This window comes from Micromonospora sp. URMC 105 (assembly GCF_051386295.1).
Taxonomy (GTDB): Bacteria; Actinomycetota; Actinomycetes; order Mycobacteriales; family Micromonosporaceae; genus Micromonospora.
Window position 1 is genome coordinate 1 of the sequence record NZ_JBPQTL010000179.1, and the last position, 3,057, is coordinate 3,057.

Sequence of the window (3,057 nt, forward strand, 5' to 3'; positions counted from 1 at the left end):
ATCGGGTTGTGGGTTGGTCGTTTGTTGAGAATTGCACAGTGGACGCGAGCATCTTTGTGGTCAAGTTGTCAAGGGCGAACGGTGGATGCCTTGGCACCAGGAGCCGATGAAGGACGTGGGAGGCCGCGATAGGCCTGGGGGAGCTGTCAACCAAGCTGTGATCCCAGGGTGTCCGAATGGGGAAACCCGGCACCAGTCATGTGGTGTCACCTGCACCTGAACACATAGGGTGTATGGGGGGAACGCGGGGAAGTGAAACATCTCAGTACCCGTAGGAAGAGAAAACAAATAGTGATTCCGTGAGTAGTGGCGAGCGAAAGCGGATTGAGGCTAAACCGGCTGCGTGTGATACCTGTCAGGGGTTGCGTGGTCGGGGTTGTGGGACCCCGCTGAACAAGCTGACACTTGTTCGAGGAGTTACAAAGTCAGTGGCTAGCCGAACAGTCTGGAAAGGCTGACCGTAGGCGGTGAGAGTCCGGTAGGTGAAAGTTGCTGACCTTCTGTGGGTGTTCCCGAGTAGCGGCGGACCCCTGAAATCTGCCGTGAATCTGCCAGGACCACCTGGTAAGCCTAAATACTTCCTGGTGACCGATAGCGGACGAGTACCGTGAGGGAATGGTGAAAAGTACCCCGGGAGGGGAGTGAAATAGTACCTGAAACCGTTCGCCTACAATCCGTCGGAGCCTTGCGGGGTGACGGCGTGCCTTTTGAAGAATGAGCCTGCGAGTTAGTGGCATGTGGCGAGGTTAACCCGTGTGGGGGAGCCGTAGCGAAAGCGAGTCTGAATAGGGCGTATTCAGTCGCATGCTCTAGACCCGAAGCGGAGTGATCTAGCCATGGGCAGGCTGAAGCGCGGGTAAGACCGCGTGGAGGGCCGAACCCACCAACGTTGAAAAGTTGGGGGATGACCTGTGGTTAGGGGTGAAAGGCCAATCAAACTCCGTGATAGCTGGTTCTCCCCGAAATGCATTTAGGTGCAGCGTCGCGTGTTTCTTGCCGGAGGTAGAGCACTGGATGGTCTAGGGGGCCCACAAGCTTACCGAAATCAGCCAAACTCCGAATGCCGGTAAGTGAGAGCGCGGCAGTGAGACTGCGGGGGATAAGCTTCGTAGTCGAGAGGGAAACAGCCCAGATCACCAGCTAAGGCCCCTAAGCGTGTGCTAAGTGGAAAAGGATGTGGGGTCGCATAGACAACCAGGAGGTTGGCTTAGAAGCAGCCACCCTTTAAAGAGTGCGTAATAGCTCACTGGTCAAGTGGTTCCGCGCCGACAATGTAGCGGGGCTCAAGCACACCGCCGAAGCTGTGGCATTCACATTTCAACCTCGCTTGGACGTGATTCCTTGTGCAGGTGTGTGGATGGGTAGGGGAGCGTCGTGCCGGGGGTGAAGCAGCGGGGTGACCCAGCTGTGGACGCGGCACGAGTGAGAATGCAGGCATGAGTAGCGAAAGAAGGGTGAGAAACCCTTCCGCCGGATGACCAAGGGTTCCAGGGCCAGGCTAATCCGCCCTGGGTGAGTCGGGACCTAAGGCGAGGCCGAGAGGCGTAGTCGATGGACAACGGGTTGATATTCCCGTACCCGCGAAAGAGCGACCCTGACGAACCTCGTTGTGCTAACCATCCGAACTGCCGGCGGCCTTCGGGCTTATGGTGGGGAGCGTGGGAACCTGGCGGGTAGTAGTCAAGCGATGGGGTGACGCAGGAAGGTAGCTGAGCCCGGCCGGTGGTTGTGCCGGGGTAAGCGTGTAGGCCGTGCCATAGGCAAATCCGTGGTGCATATAGGCTGAGACGTGATGCCGAGCCGATTCAGGTGAAGTCAGTGATCCTATGCTGCCGAGAAAAGCCTCTAGCGAGTTCTTAGCGGCCCGTACCCCAAACCGACACAGGTGGTCAGGTAGAGAATACCGAGGCGATCGGGCGAACTGTGGTTAAGGAACTCGGCAAATTGCCCCCGTAACTTAGGGAGAAGGGGGGCCGGAGACGTGAAGCCCCGCGCGGGTGGAGCGTTGTATGGCCGCAGAGAGCAGGGGGAAGCGACTGTTTACTAAAAACACAGGTCCATGCGAAGAAGTAATTCGATGTATATGGACTGACGCCTGCCCGGTGCTGGAACGTTAAGGGGACCTGTTAGCTCTTCGGGGCGAAGCGGAGAACTTAAGCGCCAGTAAACGGCGGTGGTAACTATAACCATCCTAAGGTAGCGAAATTCCTTGTCGGGTAAGTTCCGACCTGCACGAATGGCGTAACGACTTCCCCACTGTCTCAACCACAGGCCCGGCGAAATTGCAGTACGAGTAAAGATGCTCGTTACGCGCGGCAGGACGGAAAGACCCCGGGACCTTTACTATAGCTTGACATTGGTATCCGAATTAGCTTGTGTAGGATAGGTGGGAGCCGGTGAAGTCCATACGCCAGTATGGGTGGAGGCAATCTTGAAATACCACTCTGGTTGATTTGGGTATCTAACTTCGGACCGTTATCCGGTTCAGGGACAGTGTCTGGTGGGTAGTTTAACTGGGGCGGTTGCCTCCTAAAGGGTAACGGAGGCGCCCAAAGGTTCCCTCAGCCTGGTTGGCAATCAGGTGTTGAGTGCAAGTACACAAGGGAGCTTGACTGTGAGACTGACAGGTCGAGCAGGGACGAAAGTCGGGACTAGTGATCCGGCACTTGCGAGTGGAAGCGGTGTCGCTCAACGGATAAAAGGTACCCCGGGGATAACAGGCTGATCTTCCCCAAGAGTCCATATCGACGGGATGGTTTGGCACCTCGATGTCGGCTCGTCGCATCCTGGGGCTGTAGCAGGTCCCAAGGGTTGGGCTGTTCGCCCATTAAAGCGGTACGCGAGCTGGGTTTAGAACGTCGTGAGACAGTTCGGTCCCTATCCGCCGTGCGCGTAGGATACTTGAGAAGGGCTGTCCCTAGTACGAGAGGACCGGGACGGACGAACCTCTGGTGTGCCAGTTGTCCCGCCAGGGGCACGGCTGGTTAGCTACGTTCGGAAGGGATAACCGCTGAAAGCATCTAAGCGGGAAGCTCGCTTCAAGATGAGGTATCCCAC

1 rRNA gene is annotated in these 3,057 nt (G+C 57.0%); it reads left to right on the top strand.

The features are described 5' to 3' along the window. Positions 1-58: 58 nt before the first annotated feature. Positions 59-3,057 (top strand): 23S ribosomal RNA (locus tag ACSNN7_RS28695); the annotation flags it as partial.